Annotated in this window: 14 protein-coding genes; 6 read left to right on the top strand and 8 right to left on the bottom strand. The window is 67.2% G+C overall.

Going from position 1 to position 17,902, the window contains the following annotated elements:
- Positions 1–64: 64 nt before the first annotated feature.
- Complete coding sequence (locus tag AB0H61_RS09610) at positions 65–409, top strand: hypothetical protein (RefSeq protein ID WP_357301127.1); 345 nt, start codon at positions 65–67, stop codon at positions 407–409.
- A 194-nt stretch (positions 410–603) separates the two neighbouring features.
- Here the strand turns inward: AB0H61_RS09610 and AB0H61_RS09605 are convergent, their stop codons facing one another.
- Positions 604–2,094 carry a DUF222 domain-containing protein gene (locus AB0H61_RS09605; protein WP_357301124.1) on the bottom strand — a complete coding sequence of 497 codons (1,491 nt, stop codon included), beginning with the start codon at positions 2,092–2,094 and terminating at the stop codon, positions 604–606.
- Positions 2,095–2,951: 857 nt separating this feature from the next.
- On the opposite strand from AB0H61_RS09605, the gene AB0H61_RS09600 reads away from it, so the two are divergent.
- Positions 2,952–3,476, top strand: coding sequence for a hypothetical protein (locus tag AB0H61_RS09600; RefSeq protein ID WP_357301122.1), 525 nt, complete (start codon positions 2,952–2,954; stop codon positions 3,474–3,476).
- Positions 3,477–3,829: 353 nt separating this feature from the next.
- On the opposite strand, the gene AB0H61_RS09595 is transcribed toward AB0H61_RS09600, so the two are convergent.
- The 3 genes from AB0H61_RS09595 to AB0H61_RS09585 form a co-directional block, all read right to left on the bottom strand.
- Positions 3,830–4,210 (bottom strand): DUF1304 domain-containing protein, encoded by a 381-nt coding sequence (locus AB0H61_RS09595; RefSeq protein ID WP_357301119.1) that lies wholly within the window; start codon positions 4,208–4,210, stop codon positions 3,830–3,832.
- Positions 4,211–4,311: 101 nt separating this feature from the next.
- Complete coding sequence (gene glpK / locus AB0H61_RS09590) at positions 4,312–5,817, bottom strand: glycerol kinase GlpK (RefSeq protein WP_357301116.1); 1,506 nt, start codon at positions 5,815–5,817, stop codon at positions 4,312–4,314.
- A 32-nt stretch (positions 5,818–5,849) separates the two neighbouring features.
- Positions 5,850–6,629, bottom strand: a complete 780-nt coding sequence (locus tag AB0H61_RS09585; protein WP_357301114.1) for an IclR family transcriptional regulator — start codon at positions 6,627–6,629, stop codon at positions 5,850–5,852.
- 174 nt (positions 6,630–6,803) lie between these two features.
- On the opposite strand from AB0H61_RS09585, the gene glpK (AB0H61_RS09580) reads away from it, so the two are divergent.
- The 3 genes from glpK (AB0H61_RS09580) to ald all read left to right on the top strand — a co-directional run bounded on the left by glpK (AB0H61_RS09580) (position 6,804) and on the right by ald (position 11,612).
- Positions 6,804–8,333, top strand: coding sequence for a glycerol kinase GlpK (gene glpK / locus AB0H61_RS09580; RefSeq protein ID WP_357301111.1), 1,530 nt, complete (start codon positions 6,804–6,806; stop codon positions 8,331–8,333).
- 175 nt (positions 8,334–8,508) lie between these two features.
- Positions 8,509–10,194 (top strand): glycerol-3-phosphate dehydrogenase/oxidase, encoded by a 1,686-nt coding sequence (locus tag AB0H61_RS09575; RefSeq protein WP_357301327.1) that lies wholly within the window; start codon positions 8,509–8,511, stop codon positions 10,192–10,194.
- 308 nt (positions 10,195–10,502) lie between these two features.
- A complete protein-coding gene (ald, locus tag AB0H61_RS09570) occupies positions 10,503–11,612 on the top strand; it encodes an alanine dehydrogenase (protein ID WP_357301108.1) in 1,110 nt (369 codons plus the stop codon).
- Between the two features lie 50 nt (positions 11,613–11,662).
- Here the strand turns inward: ald and AB0H61_RS09565 are convergent, their stop codons facing one another.
- The gene (locus AB0H61_RS09565) at positions 11,663–12,196 is read right to left on the bottom strand and encodes an Lrp/AsnC family transcriptional regulator (RefSeq protein WP_357301325.1); all 534 of its coding nucleotides are present in this window, start codon (positions 12,194–12,196) and stop codon (positions 11,663–11,665) included.
- Between the two features lie 291 nt (positions 12,197–12,487).
- Here AB0H61_RS09565 and AB0H61_RS09560 point away from each other — a divergent pair, with 291 nt between their 5' ends.
- Positions 12,488–13,426 carry an EamA family transporter gene (locus tag AB0H61_RS09560; RefSeq protein WP_357301105.1) on the top strand — a complete coding sequence of 313 codons (939 nt, stop codon included), beginning with the start codon at positions 12,488–12,490 and terminating at the stop codon, positions 13,424–13,426.
- A 103-nt stretch (positions 13,427–13,529) separates the two neighbouring features.
- Here the strand turns inward: AB0H61_RS09560 and AB0H61_RS09555 are convergent, their stop codons facing one another.
- The 3 genes from AB0H61_RS09555 to pruA form a co-directional block, all read right to left on the bottom strand.
- Positions 13,530–14,975, bottom strand: a complete 1,446-nt coding sequence (locus tag AB0H61_RS09555; protein WP_357301102.1) for an amino acid permease — start codon at positions 14,973–14,975, stop codon at positions 13,530–13,532.
- Positions 14,976–15,141: 166 nt separating this feature from the next.
- Positions 15,142–16,104 (bottom strand): proline dehydrogenase family protein, encoded by a 963-nt coding sequence (locus tag AB0H61_RS09550; protein ID WP_357301099.1) that lies wholly within the window; start codon positions 16,102–16,104, stop codon positions 15,142–15,144.
- Positions 16,101–17,756 (bottom strand): L-glutamate gamma-semialdehyde dehydrogenase, encoded by a 1,656-nt coding sequence (pruA, locus tag AB0H61_RS09545; RefSeq protein ID WP_357301096.1) that lies wholly within the window; start codon positions 17,754–17,756, stop codon positions 16,101–16,103. Before pruA ends, AB0H61_RS09550 begins: the two co-directional genes overlap by 4 nt.
- Positions 17,757–17,902: the final 146 nt, after the last annotated feature.

The following is a 17,902-nucleotide window of genomic DNA, read 5'->3' as shown; positions in this document are numbered from 1 at the left end:
CCCCGACCGAGCGCGTCGAACCAGGCAGCCACGCCGCAGGCTCGTTCGTGGCAGGGTGACACCCATGGCTGCACCGCCGGAATCGACCAAGACATCACTGCGGCAGCGACTGGCCGCCCACGTCGCCGACCGCTGGCCGCAACTGGCCCACGTGCACGTGCGGTACCACGGCCCCTTCGCCTACGTCACCGGCGAACTCGCCGACGGCACCAGGCTGCCGCTGATGCGACTGCGCTACACCGGATCAGCCACGACCTGGGGATTCGCGATCTACCTGGCCAGCCGAGACCGCTACGAGAACTCCATCCTGCCCAACGGCTGGCCTGCAGGCACACCCGCCGAAGCACTCGACTGCGCCTGCGGCCTCTACCTCAACGACCCCACCACCTGGCAACCCCCGACGAACTAACGGGCGCACCCACTAGCAGCCCGCCGCAGTGGGACAAGACCTCCGGGACCGCCAGATACGAGACCCGTCGCCCGAGAGCGCATTCGAGTGCTGTGTGTGCTGTTGATGAGCAGGCTGGAGAGACGATTGTAGCTACGGGCGGCTTCCCGGCGGCCAAGTCATCGTGGAAGCCGACCAGGACGCTGTGCCGCAAGTCATGCGGCGTCGCCGGATGGCTGTTGTAGTCGTTGCAGCCATTCGCGGTGGTGTTGGCGATCAAGCTCTCTGCGGGCGTGGACGCGTGCGAGTGCTTCGGCGAGGAGTTCGCCGGGGTGGTGGCGGTGGTTGACCGCCGGAGTCTGCGACGGATCGATATGCGGTGGCGCGATCCATCCGGTCCGTCCCGGGTACTTCGATTCCGGTCCCAGGACAACGGTTTTCCAACCGCCAGGGCCGTCGTGGATCATGGCGTGGCAGCGATCGCAGGCCAGGGTTTCATTCCCGATATCGGTCGCTCCGCCCTTGCCCCACTCGGTGACGTGATGGATCGCGCACAAGCTCGCGGGTGCATTACAGCCCGGTCGTGAGCAGCCGCGCACGGCGGCGATCAACGCCATCCGCTGCTCCGCACTCGCGAGGCGTTTGGTCTTACCCAGGTGTAGGGGGACACCGTCGTGGTTGAACACCATCAGAAACGGCTGGGACTGTTCGGCCAGTCTCAGTGCCTCCGGCAACGGCACGGTGCCACCGGTCGCGGTGGTTGCGACTCCGGCGGCCTTTTCGACGTCGGCGACACTCATGGTGAGGATCGTCGAGACCGGCAACCCCCTGTGGCTGCCAAGCCTGTTGGGGGAGACGCCGGGTTGCAGCAGCGCCAGCACCGCATCGTGGGTGCGATGGGCGGCGCTGCGGTTATCGCGTCGGGCGGCGGCGGCGAGGACATCGCGGTCGACGGATTCGTAATCCCCGCAAGGAGAGTCGGGGTCCTCGGGATTGTTCATACCGGGCCGCCCGAGTTTCGCGACGACTGGGTCGAGGAGGGCGCGCAGGGTGGGGGTGATTTCTCCCCGGATCGGGGACATGCCGTCGGCGCGTTGGCGTCCGATGGTGATGCCACGCATACGTTGCCGGTCCAGGTCATCGGTGAGATGCCCGTCGGGGTCCAATCGGGCGAGGATATTTTCGCCGATTTCGGGGATGTCGTCGGGGGTGCTGTTGCGGGCGAGTGTGGCCAGGATGTGTTCGGCGGCTTGAAAGTCCGCGTCCCGGGTGGAGCCGGGTGTCCGTTTCATCACCGCCGCGATCGCCCGCGCATGGTCGGCGGAGATGGCTCCGTCGGCTTGCGCGGCGGCGGTGGCGGGTAGCCGGGGTTCGACGGGTTCTCCGCACATGTCGTGCCATACCCCCAGCGATGTCGCCGCGGCGACCCGGGCTCCGGCGTCGGCGTTGGACAGTCGCAAAGTTTGCGTCAGGAACTTCTTGATCGTCCCGGTGCCGGTGTGCGAAGGCAGAGACCGGTCGGAGGCTTCCACGATGAACCGGTGCCCGACCGCTGCCAGCGTGCGGGTCACTTGTTCTATTTTCTGCATCGCGTGGATGAGGTCGTCGTCGGTGAGCCCGGTCAAGGGGGTGTCGAGGAGTTCGGCGACAGCGGTCTCCAGCGGGTCGGTGACCCGTTGCCGGAGGGTGTCGATATCCGAACGCATGTACGAATCCTACTGGCCTGCAACTCCGGCGCGCCAGGGATTTTCGGGTCTGAACTGTACGTCTTCACACTGGACGGATGTATGAAACCTGCACGACTGCAACCATTTCTGCGATCTCGTCGACACCGTCTGTGATTATGCGGCGGGTGTGTCGGCACAGTGTGTTCCGGTGTTTTCGTGGTCGCTACAAGATTGCTCTACAGCAGATCGTTGAGACGGGAACCCGCGCACAGGCAGGCAGTCCTCCGACGACACTGCCCATGCATCCGTCAACACCACCCGCCGCTCACCGAACTCGGCATCGACATAGACGATCGCGAACTCCCCACCCTCGGGCGGCGCCGCCGCGCCGCCCGGCACCACGCTCAGACTCGACACGGACACGGAGTCAGCCCGCGATACCCCTCCCACGTCCTCAGACCCGAAAACTATGTCCGAACCCTGCAACCACCCACGAAAACTAGCCCCGAGCACTGAAACCTACACCCGAACAGGACAACTCCCCCTGACGCCGGATGACCGTCTTTCTTGTTCGGCGGGTCCGAGGCGCAACCACAGCCGTCCAGCCAGACTGTAAGCCAGCACAGCACCTGACAGCAGGGCACGGCCGGATACGGCACGCAACGCGCCCAGCACTGCCATCCTGGCCCGAAGGGCCGGAAAATCACACGCCCTACCAGGAATCCGTGCCCAGACGCTACCTAGCGACTGACCTTCCCCTGTACACCTCCATGGACTCGGCTCCGGGGAGCAGCTCTCCCGACGTTGACCCCCACGCAGCAAGAATCCGAAAAGTAGGTCCGACAGGAGTGTGATGTAGTGTTCGCTGCTGAGGGACCGGCGCGGGGAGCGGCGGGATGGGAGAGATGGGGGAGATCCCAGTGGACTTTGGCAAGAACCACGATGCGACGAACGGCTCGGGTTACGAGGCGTATCCCACCGAGTCGGACTGGCCGCCGGGAGCGCACCCGGCCTACGTATCGCCGCCGCACGACTACCAGCCGGACGGTGGGGTCCTGGCGTACCCCACCAAGATGCCCGGAGGGGTGAGAGCAGCGCAGATCGTCTGCTGGCTGTTCGGTGGTCTCGGCGTCGGGCTGTCGGTGCTCGCGGGCGTTACGGATAAATGGGAGTTGTTCGGCGCGCTGATTTGGGGCTTCTTTCCTGCCTTCTTCCTGGCGATCTTCGCGTGCGGCTTTACCGTGAACGGGAACGGCGTGCGCGTGGTCGCGATCGTTTTCGCGAGCTTCGGAACCCTGGTGGGCCTCAGCGGCATGTCAGGGGGTCTCCCACCCGGCCCCCTCGGCTTTGGCGCGAGCCTGGCAATCGTCATCCTCTTGTCTCAGCACAGTGCGGGAGTCTGGTTCAAACGGCCTCATTGAGTATCGGTGTCGGATCGGAAGCGGGCGAGCATCTCCCGCGAGTTGGGGATTGTGAAGCCTGCTCGGTGACTGCCACCGGGTTCAGCAGCCTCCGTGAGCCGAAAATCCGCTAGGTAGGTCCGAACACCACTGCCGCAAGACAGTTCAGCCAACTTTCGGCTTCCAGGTCAGACCGGGCTCGATCCGAATGGTTCGCACGGAACGGACAGGAGTGGTTGCGGCACAACACCATCGGTCGACCGCCGCCTGGCCGCAGTTCCGGCGCTCGACACGACGGTCGAGCACCGCGATCTTTCGCACTGTGACCGGCGGCAGCAAGAAGGCGACCCGGCCGTTGGCCTTATTCGGCTCGGTCAGAGCTGGGTGAGGGCGGCGAGCAGTGTCAGCGCGGGGATCGTCCCCTGCGCCGCGGCGGCGCGGACGAACCGTCGATCGGTGGCGACCAGGACGACCGCGGCCATCAGCATCGAACCGCAGCCCATCACGATCAGTGCCCACCCCGCGGCCTCCACCGGGCGCACCAGTATCACGCCGACCAAGGTTCCGATCGCCAGGAAGAGGTTGTAGAAGCCCTGGTTGAATGCCCACGGCCGGACGGCTTCCAGATCGTATTCCGACACCTGGAAGGCCGCGGCGTGCACCTTCGGATCGGTGAAGCGCAGACTCTCGAGGGAGAAGATGTAGACGTGGACGAGTGCGGCGATAACAGCCAGCGTCTGCACGACGGCGAGCACGAGGCCTCCTCGAGGTGTCCGCCGAGCGCGGCGGGGGATGAATTGCTGACTGCACACCGTAGCGGTGGGCGCGGCGCTCGCTACGCTGCCACGCCGCGCGTTTATCGCCCCGGCGGGCCGTCGGCGGGTTCGTTCCAGTTGTAGGTCAGATCCGCGGCGCGAGACCAACGCCGGTACTCGTATTCGCGGCGTTCGGCGGGCATGGTGGGCAGCCACCGGCCTGCCGTGTGACGGTTGCGACGCAGACCGGTCATATCGGGCCAGAGACCGACGGCCAACCCCGCGGCGTAGGCCGCACCGAGCGAGACGGTCTCGGAGAACAGCGGTCGTTCCACCGGAACGCCGAGCGCGTCCGAGATCTGTTGCATGAGGAGGTTGTTGGAGGTCATACCGCCGTCGACGCGCAGTTCCGCGAGCGGATATCCGGAATCGGCGTTCATCGCGTCGACGACCTCCCTGGTCTGCCAGGCTGTCGCCTCCAGTACCGCCCTGGCCAGGTGCCCCTTGGTGATATAGGAGGTGAGTCCGGCGATGACGCCTCGGGCCTCCGAGCGCCAGCGCGGCGCGAAGAGTCCCGAGAAGGCCGGGATCACGTAGCAGCCGCCGTTGTCGTCGACGGTGCCCGCGAGAGTTTCGATTTCGGGTGCGGCGTCGATCAGGCCGAGCCGGTCGCGTAGCCACTGCACCAGGGTGCCGGTGGCGGCCATGGATCCTTCGAGTGCGTACCGAGCCTGCTCGCTGCCGATTTGGAAGCCGACCGTGGTGAGCAGACCGTGGGTGGAGCGGACCGGCGTGGTCCCCGTATTGGTGAGCAGGAAGCTGCCGGTGCCGTAAGTGCACTTCGCCTCGCCCGCCTCGAAACAGGTCTGGCCGAACAGCGCGGCCTGCTGGTCGCCGAGCGCGGCGGCGATCGGAATGCCCGCCGGACCTATTGCGGTACGGCCGTATGTCTCGGCGTTGGAACGGATTTCGGGCAGCATTGCGCGCGGGACGCCGAAGAAGGCGAGTAGCCGGTCATCCCAGTCCAGGGTGCGCAGGTTCATCAGCATGGTCCGCCCGGCATTGGTCACGTCGGTGACGTGCACGCCGCCCTCCGGGCCGCCGGTGAGATTCCAGATCAGCCAGCTGTCCATGGTGCCGAAGAGGATCTCGCCGCGCTCGGCCCGTTCGCGAATCCGCGGTTCGCGATCGAGACTCCACCGAATCCGCGGTGCCGCGAAGTAACTCAGCAGGGGTAGGCCGCAGCGTTCGACCACGTCCGCGGCCTCGGGGCGGCGTGCGAGCTCGGCGACCAGATCCTCGGTGCGGGTGTCCTGCCAGACGATGGCATTGCCGACCGGTCGCCCGGTCCGGCGATCCCACAGCACCGTCGTCTCGCGCTGGTTGGCGATCCCGATGGCCACGACCTGCGCCGGCGCGATCCCGGCCTTGGCGATGACCCGTCCGACGAGCGTGTGCACATTCTTACGGATCTCGGCGGCATCGTGCTCGACCCGGCCCGCGGCCGGGTACAGCTGCCGGTGCTCGCGCTGCGAGATCGAAACCAATTGTCCGGCGGCGTCGTACAGAATGGTCCGGGTCGAGGTGGTGCCCTGGTCGATCGCCATGACGTACCGGCTCGTCGGCGCGGCGCCCGGCCTCATCGGTTCACCCGCGGCCGGTCCGCGGCGAGGTCCCGGGATATGGCCACGGCCGAATTGCGTACGAGCTCGACGAGTTTGGCCCGCGGGCCGGTACCGCGCTCGGTGATCCGGTCCACCGACCCGACGAGTCCGAGCGCGCCGACGACGCGACCGCCGGAGTCTCGGATCGGCGCGGCCACCGAGGCCCGCTCGGAGGAGAATTCGCCGTTGTCGTCGGCATGTCCCTGGCCGCGCACCCGCGCGATCTCGGTCTGGAGTGCGCGCGGTGCGGTAATGGTGCGCCGGGTGAAGGCGAGCGGCCCACCGCCCGTGCTGCGTTCGGTGAGCCCCGGCGTGTACGCCAGCAGTATCTTGCCCAAGGCGGTGGCGTGCAGCGGCAATTCGGAGCCGATGCGCAGCACCTGGGCGCTGCCGTCGGGCCGGAAGACATGATGCACGATCACCACGCTGTCGCCGCGCAGCGCGCCGATGCGGACCGATTCGCCCGATCGCGCCGCGAGGGTGTCGGCCCAGTTCATCGCGTAGGACCGCAGCACGTTGGTGTCGAGCCGCCCGGCGGCGAGGTCGAGCACGGCATCACCGACGAGATATTTGCCGGACCCGGCATCCTGGTCGATATAGCCGACCCGCTGGAGGGTGCGCAGCAGTCCGTGCGCGGTGGGTTTCGGGAGCCCGAGCACGGCGGCCAACTCGCCGACGCCGATGCCGAAGGGGGCGTCGGCGACCACACTCATGATGGCGGCGGCTCGCTCGATCGATTGAATCGGTCCTGGCACGGCGTCCACTGTAGCGGTTGCCCTGGAAATCGTTCGACATTGTCGAATTGGACTGATTGTCCGCCCATTGCTCGCTCTTTACCTTCGGAATCGGCTCACCGGACCGGACCGACGCAGGGGCGCCGATCGGCCGCGGGGGGTCGCCCGAGACATCCACGACAGGGAAGACAGGCGATGCCGGACCTCATCGGAGCGGTCGACCAGGGCACCACCAGTACCCGCTTCATGGTTTTCGACCGCGCGGGCACGGTGATCGCCCGCCACCAACTCGAGCACGAGCAGATATTGCCGCGCCCCGGCTGGGTCGAGCACAACCCGGTGGAGATCTGGGAGCGCACCTGCGCCGTCGTTCAGACCGCCTTGAACGCGCACGGCCTGCGTGCCGCCGACCTGGCCGCGCTCGGCGTGACGAATCAGCGCGAAACCACCGTGGTCTGGGACCGTCACACCGGTCGCCCCTACTACAACGCCATCGTCTGGCAGGACACCCGTACCGATCGCATCGCGGCGGATCTGGAGGCGCGCGCGGGTGATCTCATCCGGCACCGCACCGGTTTGCCGCCCGCGACCTACTTCTCCGGCGGCAAGCTCCGCTGGATCCTCGACAATGTCGAGGGTGTCCGCGCGGCCGCCGACCGCGGTGACGCGCTGTTCGGCACCATCGACAGCTGGCTGCTGTGGAACCTGACCGGAGGCACCCGCGGCGGTGTGCATGTCACCGATGTGACCAACGCCAGCCGCACCATGCTGATGGACCTCGAAACCCTGGACTGGGACGACGAATTGCTCGCGCTCTTCGACATCCCGCGCGCCATGCTCCCCGCGATCCGTCCCTCCGCCGATCCGGATCTGTACGGGCATACGGTGACCACCGGTCCGCTGGCCGCCGCGGTGCCGGTCGCCGCGGCCGTCGGCGATCAGCAGGCCGCCATGATCGGCCAGGTCTGCCTGTCGGCGGGTGAGGCGAAGAACACCTATGGAACGGGCAATTTTCTGCTGCTGAATACCGGTGTGACACCGGTGCGTTCGAATAACGGGCTGCTCACGACCGTGTGCTACCGCTTCGGCACCGAGGATCCGGTATACGCGCTGGAGGGTTCCATCGCCGTCACCGGCTCCGCCGTGCAGTGGCTGCGCGATCAACTCGGCATCATCCAGGGCGCGTCCCAGAGTGAAACGCTGGCCGGGGAGGTGCCGGATAACGGGGGTGTGTACTTCGTGCCCGCCTTCTCCGGTCTCTTTGCGCCGCACTGGCGTTCGGACGCTCGCGGCGCGATCGTCGGCCTGACTCGTTTCGCCACCAACGCCCACATCGCCCGCGCCACCCTGGAGGCCATCTGCTACCAGACCCGCGATGTCGCCGACGCGATGTTCAAGGATTCGGGCGTGGCACTGGAAGTTCTCAAGGTCGATGGGGGAGTGACCGCCAACAATCTCTGCATGCAGATCCAGGCCGACGTACTCGGAGTTCCGGTGAGCCGCCCGGTGGTGTCGGAGACGACCGCGCTCGGCGCCGCCTACGCGGCCGGGCTGGCGGTCGGATTCTGGGGCAGCGCCGAGGAATTGCGGCAGAACTGGCAGGAAAGCCAACGCTGGCATCCGCACTGGACCGCGGATCAGCGCGCCGCGGGGTACGAGGGCTGGGGCAAGGCCGTCGGCCGCACCCTCGACTGGATCCCCGCCGAGCCGCGGACCGGGGGCTGAGCGGACCGTGCAGGTGCCACACACTTCATCGCAGCGGGGCGATATCCCCGCGACTACTAGAAAGACGAATGTGCGCAACATGATTCGAGCACAGAAAGATATCGCCATGGCCGACCGCTCGCTCACCGCCCCCGTCGCACTGAGCCCACGGCACCGGCAGCGCGCACTGGATACCATGGCGCGCACCGAACTCGACGTGCTGGTGATCGGGGCGGGTGTCGTCGGCGCCGGCGCCGCACTCGACGCTGTCACCCGCGGACTCACCGTCGGACTCGTCGAGGCCAGGGACTACGCCTCCGGCACCTCGAGTCGCTCCTCCAAGCTGATCCACGGCGGTCTGCGCTATCTCAAGCAGCTCAATTTTCGCTTGGTCTTCGAGGCGCTGCGCGAGCGTTCGCTAATTCTGGACACTCTCGCCCCGCATCTGGCGAAGCCGGTGGAATTCGTCTACCCGCTCGAGCGGCCCGGCCTCGACCGCGCCTGGGTCGGCGCCGGTGTCGGTGTCTACGACGTGCTCGGCGCGGGACGCGGTGTGCCGCAGCATCATCGGCATCTCGGCAAGCGCACTACGCTGGCCCGCTTCCCCGGCGCCAAGCGCGGCGCCGTATACGGCGGCGTCAGCTTCTACGAGGGGCAACTCGACGACGCCAGGCATACGATGATGCTCTCGCGCACCGCCGCCTCACACGGCGCGCTCGTCGCCTCCAGTGCGCGGGTGATCGACTTCCTGCGCGAAGACGGCCGCGTCGTCGGCGCGTTGGTGCACGATCTGGAATCCGGTCGGCACCTGGAGGTCCGGGCCAAGCGCGTCATCAATGCCGCCGGGCCGTGGACCGACGAGATCCAGGACATGCTCGGCGGGCCGAGCCAATTCCGTATCCGCACCTCCAAGGGCGTGCACATCGTGGTCCCGCGCGACCGCATCGACTCCGAAACCGGTCTGATCACCGAGACCGAGAAGAGTCTGCTGTTCGTCATCCCGTGTCCGTGGAGCGACGAACATTGGGTCATCGGTACCACCGATACCGACTGGGATCACGACCTGGCGCATCCCGCGGCGACCCGCGCCGATATCGACTACATCCTGGCGCAGGTGAACCGCCTGCTGGAGACCCCGATCGGCCACGACGACATCGTCGGTGTCTACGCCGGGCTGCGCCCGCTGCTGGCGGGTAACTCCGAGTCGACCAGCGCACTCTCCCGCGAGCACACGGTGGTGAATCCGGTGCCGGGTCTGGTGATCGTGGCAGGCGGTAAGTACACCACCTACCGGGTGATGGCCAAGGATGCTGTCGACCTGGCCGTCGCGGATCTGCCGGGGCGCGTGGCGCGTTCGTGCACCGAGCGGGTGCCGCTGATCGGTGCGCACGGATATCGCGAGTTGTCGCTGTCGCGGGTTCGCCTGGCGGAGGAGTTCGGCGTCGATATGGCCACCGTCGAACATCTGCTCGGCCGCTACGGCAGTGCCGTCGCCGAACTGCGCGATCTGATCGCGGCGCATCCGGAACTCGGTGCCCCGCTGGGTAATTCGCGCTACCTGAAGGCCGAGATCGTCTACGCGGTGACGCACGAGGGCGCGCTGCACCTCGACGATATCCTCGCCCGCCGCACCCGGCTGTCGGTCGAGACCGGCGCCCGCGGTATGGATACGGCCGCCGAGGTCGCGAAGCTGGTCGCCCCGCATCTGGCCTGGGACGACGCGCAGATCGCCCGCGAGGTCGAGACCTACCTGGCGCGGGTGGAGGCGGAACTGCGTTCCAATATGCAGCCCGACGATGCGGCCGCCGATGCCATCCGCGTCGCCGCACCGGACTCCCGTGGCGCGTTCGATTTCCCCATCGAGGATCCGGTGTCGGTGTAATTCCGGCTCCGACACCGCGCCGACGGGCCCCGGACACGAGGTGTTCGGGGCCCGTCGGCATTGTCTGGTCCGCACGGCGCGATACGCCCCCGCCACGCTGATCCCCGGTTTCGGCACCCTCGCGGCGGGCCGATCCGCCACCGAAGATGATTCGAGCCGGACACCCAGGGCCCACCCATGTTCGACGATCACGCTGATATAGCGCTCAATTTGAGAATCATATTCAGATAACTAGCACTGATCTTGAATTATTTTCATACTCACTTCTGAAGCGATCCGCCTACCCGAGTCGACATTCAGGAGTGCTGGTGAAAATCGGAATCCCACGCGAGGTCAAGAATCATGAGTACCGGGTGGCGTGCACGCCTGCCGGGGTGCATGAGCTTGTCGCTCGCGGACACGAGGTATTCCTCGAGGCCGGCGCCGGTCGCGGCTCGGCCTTCGAGGATGCGGCCTACGCCTCCGTCGGGGCGCGGGTGCTGGATTCGGCCGACGCGGTCTGGGAGACCGCCGACCTGGTGCTCAAGGTGAAGGAGCCGGTGGCCGAGGAGTACGGACGGATGCGCGCGGACCAGGTGCTGTTCACCTACCTGCATCTGGCGGCGTCCAAGGACTGCACTGACGCGCTGCTCGGCTCCGGCATCACCTCGATCGCCTACGAGACGGTCACCGCGCCCGATGGATCGCTGCCGCTGCTGGCGCCGATGAGCGAAGTCGCGGGCCGACTCGCACCGCAGGCGGGCGCCTATCATCTGATGCGCAGCGAAGGCGGGCGCGGCGTGCTGATGGGTGGAGTTCCCGGGGTGCGGCCCGCCCGGGTTGTCGTATTGGGAGCCGGTGTGGCAGGCCGCAATTCGATCGCCGTAGCGGTCGGCATGCACGCCGACGTGACCGTGCTCGACCTGAATATCGCGCGGCTGCGCGCGGTGGACGAGCAGTACCGTGGCCAAGTGCGAACGATCGCGTCCAATGCCTTCGAAGTCGAGAACACCGTTCGCGCGGCGGATCTGGTGATCGGTGCGGTACTGGTGCCGGGCGCCAAAGCGCCGACCCTGGTCTCCGATGATCTCGTCGCCGAGATGAAGCCGGGCTCCGTGCTGGTCGATATCGCCATCGACCAGGGCGGTTGCTTCGCGGATTCGCGCGCCACCACTCACGCGGAACCCACCTACCGCGTGCACGAATCAGTCTTCTACTGTGTCGCGAATATGCCCGGCGCGGTACCGAATACGTCAACCATCGCGCTGACCAACGCCACCCTGCCCTATGTCGTCGCGCTGGCCGACCGCGGCTGGCGCGAGGCGGTGACGGCCGATTCCGGTCTGGCCGCGGGACTGAGCACACACGGGGGCCACCTGCTGTCCGAATCGGTCGCCGCCGCACATGGTTACGCGGCACGGGGACTGGTCGCGGCCTGAGGGGGCGAGCCGACGGCTGCGGCGGTGCGTCCCGCCCCGGACGGTCGAAATCAGCCCTGCGCCACCGACGCACGGGGTCGTAGATGCTCGAAGATCAGGATCGTCTCGGTCGAGGACACCGCCGGGTGAGCGCTGAGGTTGGCGAGCACGAAGGTGCGCAACTCGTCGGTGTTCGCGGTGGCGACGTGGATCAGGTAGTCGTCGGCGCCCGCGATGAAGTAGACGTTGAGCACCTCGGGCAGCGCCGAGAGCTGCTGCCCGAACTCGGCCAGGTGTTTGCGCGAATTGCCGTGCAGGCGAACCGCGATCATGGCCTGCAAGCCGCGGCCGAGCGCGGCGGGATCGATCTCGGCGTGGAAGCCGCGGATCACCCCGCGTTCGACCAGCGCGCGCACCCGGCCGAGGCAGGTCGACGGAGCGATCCCCGCGGCGGCGGCGAGCGCGTTGTTGGTCATGCGGCCGTCGCGGGCGAGTTGGTCGAGTAGGACCCGGTCGATCTCATCGATGGGGACCGTGCCGCGCGGACGCGGTGCAGCGGGGGCCGGGTCCGCGGTGCGCTCGCCGCGCCGCCCCGGGGTGTCGATACTTCGTCGACGTCGCTCACTCACGACGTCACGGTACCGAATATGCTGCGGCTGATCATCGTACATCCGAAGAATCCTCGGCATCTTGGCAATATCTACCACGCGGTAGTATCGACGCGTGGATGACAACACCTACTGGCACCGCGTTACCCCGCCCCCGGTCGCCTGACCGGGCGCACCTGCGGTAGATCTGCTCCGCGCCATGGCTGACCGGTAGGTGGCCAGGGCTTTCGTCGTGCGCCCGTTTCGAATCCAACTCCCCACGGAATTCGAGAACGGAAGTTCACGGCTGTGTCCCACGATGTCACCCTCTCTTCTCATTCGCTCACCGAGTCCCACCGCGCCGGCCCCTGGACCGGGCCCGTCCCGATCCTTGCGGCCGCCGTGTTGTGGGGCACCACCGGAACCGCCAGTACCCTGGCTCCCGCCGCGGCTCCCGCCGCCGCGATCGGTTCCGCGGGTCTGGTCCTCGGCGGCCTGCTGCTCTTCCTGACCGCGGGCCGCCGCCCGGCCTACACCCGCGCCGAGTGGCGGCTGCTCACCGCGGGCGCGGTGGCCGTCGCGGGGTATCCGATCACCTTCTACCCCGCAGTGGCCCGCACCGGCGTCGCCGTTGCCACGGTCGTAGCCCTGTGCAGCGCACCGGTTTTCGCCGGTCTGCTGACCTGGATCACCGGACGGTCCCGGCCCACCGGCCGGTGGGCCGCCGCCACCGTGGCGGCCGTTCTCGGCTGCGGTGTCCTGGTGCTCGGGCCGCAGCTGGTGGGAGAGACCGCCACGGTCGATCTGATCGGTTTCCTGCTGGCCGGATGCGGTGGACTGACCTATGTCGTCTACTCGCTGATAGGCGGTGGTCTCATTGCCCGCGGACATCCGTCGGGATCGGTCATGGGCGTGATGTTCGGCATGGCCGGTGTGCTCGTGTCGCCGGTGCTGCTGGTCACGAATTCCGCCTGGCTCACCACCTTTCGCGGTGTGACGGTCGTGCTGCACCTGGCGGTCTGCACCACCTTCCTGGCCTACCGGCTCTTCGGGTACGGCCTGCGCCACACCTCCGTCGAGGTGGCGACCACGCTGACCCTGGCCGAGCCCGCGGTCGCGGCACTGCTGGGCGCCACGGTGCTCGGTGAGCGGTTGCCCGCGGTGTCGTGGTGCGGGCTCGTGGTGCTCGCCTCGGGTCTGGCAGTGCTCACGATCCGCGTGCGCGGCCGGAGTGCCCGCGGCCGCTGACAGCACAGCGCGGTCGGTGTCGAATGCGGTGCTCATCGGAGTCCGATTCGACAACGACCGCGCTCCCCTCATCGGTCGAGAATGTCCGGCGATATCGGATCGCCTAGGGGGTGGTTGCCATCGGAGGCGCTTCCGAGGTGGGCCGCTCGAGCTTGGAGTGGGTGCGGGAGTACATGAGGTAGATGACCAGGCCGACGACCAGCCAGACCGCGAACCGCACCCAGGTCTGCCATGGCAGCGACCAGATCAGGTAGATCGAGAACCCGATGCCGACAAGCGGGATGACCGGCATGAACGGCAATCGGAAGGTGCGCGGCTCGTCGGGCCGGGTGCGCCGCAATACGATCACCGCGACCGACACCACGATGAAAGCCATCAGGATGCCGATATTGGTCAGCTCGGCGACCACGGTGATATCGAGCAGACCCGCCATACCGGCCGCGCCGATGCCGACGATCCAGGTGACCCGGGTCGGTACCTTGCGGACCGGGTGGGTTTTGGCGAACCACTCCGGCAGCAGTCCGTCGCGGCTCATCGCGAACCACACGCGGGTCACGCCGAGCATGAAGGTGAGCACCACGGTGACGATGCCGACGATGGCGCCGATCGCGATGATATTCGCGACGCCCGGCATGCCGACGGATTCGAATGCGGTGGAGAAGCCGCTGGTCGGGCTGATCTCGGTGTACTTCTGCATACCGGTCAGCACCAGGGTGGCCAGCACGTACAGCACCATCGCGATGGCCAGCGAATAGATGATCGCCTTCGGCAAATGCTTCCTGCCTTCGGTCGACTCCTCGGCGGCGGTGCTCATCGCGTCGTAGCCGAAGACGGCGAAGAATACGGTGGCCGCGCCGGTCCACACCGCGGCGGTACCGAAGGGGAAGTACGGGGTGTAGTTGGCGCTATCGATATGGAAGACACCGAGCACGATGATGAGCAGCACGAGGGCGACCTTGATGCCGACGGCGACCGTTTCGAAGCGGCCGACGCTGCGGATACCGCGCGAGAGCAGCCATGCCGTACCGAGACAGAACAGCATCGCGAAGACGTCGATGACGTGGCCCTCGCCCGTGCCCGCGGCGCCCATCATCCAGTCGGGTAGCTCGATATCGACCTGCTCCAACAGGAATCGGAAATACCCCGAGACGCCGATGGCGACCACCGCCGCCACCGCGACGTATTCCAGCAGCAGATCCCAGCCGATGAACCAGCCCGCGATCTCACCGAGGGAGACATAGCCGTAGGTGTAGGCCGAGCCCGCCTTGGGGATCATGCCCGCGAATTCTGCGTAGCAGAGCGCGGCCGCGGCGCTGGCGACGCCCGCGATCAGGAACGAGATGAGCACCGAAGGACCGGTGACAGAGTGTGCGACCGCCCCGGCCAGGGTGAAGATGCCCGCACCGATGATGCCCCCGACGCCGATCGCCGTCAGCTGCCACAGGCCGAGCGAGCGCGCCAGCTGCTCGTCCGCTGGTTCGGACTCCTCTTCGATCCGGCCGAGGGGTTTGCGACGCAACATCTGGCTGCGCAACTCCGCGAGGGACATGCGGCTTCCTTTCCTCCTCTGCGCTGACGCGACGGCGCGTAACGCAGGTCACACTGTTGAGCAGAGATCAGCTAATCCGACCACGGTGCCGCTGTGATCGGTGAGTTGGATAAATATTGTTCAGCGGTGATTGGCCGACCGGACAAGGCGACGGTCCGCCCGCGTGTCAGCGTCGGTTCGCCGGGGTCAGCGAACGCAGGAAAAAGGCCAGATTGGCGGGGCGTTCGGCCAGCCTGCGCATGAAATAGCCGTACCACTGGTCGCCGTAGGGCAGGTAGACCCGCAGGTGGTATCCGTCCTCGACGAGACGGCGCTGTTCCGGGTCGCGGATGCCGTAGAGCATCTGGAATTCGAGGCCGCCGGACCCGCGTCCGCGCTCGCGGGCGTAGCGCTGGGCGGCGTGGATCATCACGGGATCGTGTGTCGCCACCATCGGATAACCCCTGCCATCCATGAGGATTCGCAGGCAGCGCAGATAGGAGCCGTCGACATCGGCCTTGCTCTGATAGGCGACCGTGGCGGGCTCCTGGTACGCGCCCTTGCACAACCGGATTCGCGAACCCGGCCCCGACAGTGCGCGGCAGTCGCCCTCGGTGCGCTTCAGGTAGGCCTGGAGCACCGTGCCGAGGTCGGGGAAGTCCGCGCGCAGATCACCGACGATGGACAGGGTGGAATCAGTGGTGGTGTGATCCTCCGCGTCGATGGTGACCGCGACACCGGCTTGCGCCGCGGCGGTACAGATTTCGTGGGCGTTGGCCAGGGCGATGCGATGGCCGTCGCCGGACAGCGATTGGCCGAGAGCCGACAGTTTCAGCGAAACCTCCAGCGGCCGAACCGATCCGGCGCCGGTCGGAACGTCGGCGAGCACCGACAGCAGCTGTCGGTAGTGCGCCACCGTGGCGCGCGCCTGCGTGATATCGGTGGTGTCCTCGCCGAGATAGTCGATCGAGATGAAGCGTCCCGAATCCAGCAGCGCGCGGGCGGCATCGATCGCCTGGTCCTCGGATTCGCCCGCGACGAAACGGTCGACCAGCTTCTTGGTCGTGGACATCCGTGTGATGGTGCGCTCGAGGCGCGGGGAACGGGAGGCGGCCAGCATGGCGGGTCGCAGTAGTGCGGCGGCGGTCATCGGTTCTCCTCCGATTCGGGGGTCTGGTGCGGGTACAGGTGGTCGGTGGGCGGAACGAAGGTTTCCTTGAGGGTGCGGGCCGAGGTCCAGCGCAAGAGGTTCTGCGGCGAGCCCGCCTTGTCGTTCGTGCCCGAGGCACGGGCGCCACCGAACGGCTGCTGGCCGACGACCGCGCCCGTCGGTTTGTCGTTGATGTAGAAGTTGCCCGCGGCGAAGCGCAGGCCGTCGGTGGCCCGGGCGATCGCGGTGCGGTCGTCGGCGATGATCGAACCGGTCAGCCCGTATGCCGAGCCCCGATCAACCAGGTCGAGGGCGGATTCGAAGGATCCCGCGACGTCATCGTCGTAGACGTGGATCGCCAGGATCGGCCCGAAATATTCGGTGTGGAAGGCCTCGTCGCTCGGGTCGTCGCCGAGCAATACGGTCGGGTCGACGAAGTATCCGACGCTGTCGTCTACGCCGCCGCCCGCCGCGATGGTCAGACCGGTGGTGGCCTTGGCCCGCGCGATGGCCTCGGAATTGCGCTCGAATGCGCGTCGATCGATCAGCGCCCCACCGAAATTGGCGAAGTCGGTGACGTCGCCGTAGCGCAGCGCGCCGACCTTGTCGATGAAGTCGGCGCCCATCTTCGCCCACACCGACTTCGGGATGAAGGCGCGCGAGGCGGCCGAGCACTTCTGCCCCTGATAGTCGAAGGCGCCGCGAATCAGCGCCGTGGTCAACACTTCCGGGTCGGCCGAGCTGTGCGCGAGGACGAAATCCTTGCCGCCGGTCTCGCCGACCAACCGCGGATAGGACCGGTACTCCGAGATATTCGCGGCGACCGCGCGCCAGAGGTGTTGAAATGTCTTGGTGGAACCGGTGAAATGCACCCCGGCCAGCCGGGGGTCGGCAAGCAGTACGTCCGAGATCTTCGGTCCGGCACCGTGTACCAGATTGATGACGCCGGGCGGCAGACCCGCCGCCTCCAGCAGCTTCATGGTCCAGTACGCCGCGACCGACTGCGTCAGCGCGGGCTTCCAGATCACGGTATTGCCCATGAGCGCGGGCGCGGTGGGCAGATTGCCCGCGATGGCGGTGAAGTTGAACGGGGTGATCGCGTAGACGAAACCCTCGAGCGAGCGGTATTCCAGCCGATTCCAGATCCCGGGGGTGGAGATCGGCTGTTCGGCCAGGATCTGGCGCGCGAAATGCACATTGAAACGCCAGAAGTCGACGAGTTCGCAGGGTGCGTCGATTTCGGCCTGGTACGCGGTTTTGGATTGGCCGAGCATGGTGGCGGCGGCGATGGTTTCGCGCCACGGCCCGGCGAGCAGGTCGGCGGCCCGGAGGAAGATCGCGGCGCGATCCTCGAAGGAGAGCGCGCGCCAGCCGGGCGCCGCGGCGGTGGCCGCCTCGGCCGCGTCGCGCGCGTCCGAGGGCCCCGCCGCGGTGACGGTACCGAGTACGGCGGCGTGCCGGTGCGGTTGGACGACCTCGATGATCGGGCCCTCGGTGCGGCGGTGGTGACCCCCGATGACGTTGTGCACCTCGGTGGGCGTCGCGGCGAGTTCGGCCAGCTTCGCGCGCAGGCGGGCCCGTTCCGGGCTGCCGGGGGCGAAGGTTGCGACCGGCTCGTTCACCGGCTGGGGCGTGGTCGCGATGGCGTCCATCAGAACTCCTGTCGTGGGTGCGGGCCTGTGTGCTGAGACACATTTCGAATGACCGCGAGTCAACTCGGGAATCCGCCGCGAAGAATGAGCCGGTTGGACAAAGATGGGATCAATCTGTTGTCCGGTTGGCCGAAGGGGCGTAGCTA

Source organism: Nocardia sp. NPDC050710 (genome assembly GCF_040654375.1).
Lineage (GTDB): Bacteria > Actinomycetota > Actinomycetes > Mycobacteriales > Mycobacteriaceae > Nocardia.
This window is presented reverse-complemented; position numbering and strand designations above follow the sequence as displayed.